The 307-nt window shown below is 37.1% G+C and carries 1 protein-coding gene; it reads left to right on the top strand.

The features are described 5' to 3' along the window. Positions 1–77 precede the first annotated feature (77 nt). Positions 78–307, top strand: a 230-nt coding sequence (locus NOG12_RS13335) for a phage integrase N-terminal SAM-like domain-containing protein (RefSeq protein WP_313933527.1), incomplete at its 3' end; no start/stop codon positions are given.

Raw genomic sequence — 307 nt, 5'->3', positions numbered from 1 at the left:
TTTAAATTATGTAATTGAAAATAGGACATATTTATCCTACATGCAAGCTTTAAGTGTGCGACTTTGAGCCGTGAAGCGTGCCGATTGATCGATTATGCTTAACTCACGATTATCAAAAATCATGGATGTTAATGATGGCGAGCCCTTTTATTGAAAAACTTCGCGCTGATATGCGATTACGTGGCTATAGCTTAAAAACTGAGAAATCTTATTTAGGTTGGATACGGCAGTTTATCTATTTTCATAAAAAACGACATCCTATTGATATGGGAGCGGAAGAGGTGAAGGCCTTTTTAAGTTGGTTGGC

Origin of the sequence: Pseudidiomarina fusca, from assembly GCF_032227045.1 — a bacterium.
Classification (GTDB): domain Bacteria; phylum Pseudomonadota; class Gammaproteobacteria; order Enterobacterales; family Alteromonadaceae; genus Pseudidiomarina; species Pseudidiomarina fusca.
The sequence above is the reverse complement of the archived record's forward strand: the minus strand, read 5'-3'. Positions and strand labels throughout refer to the sequence as shown.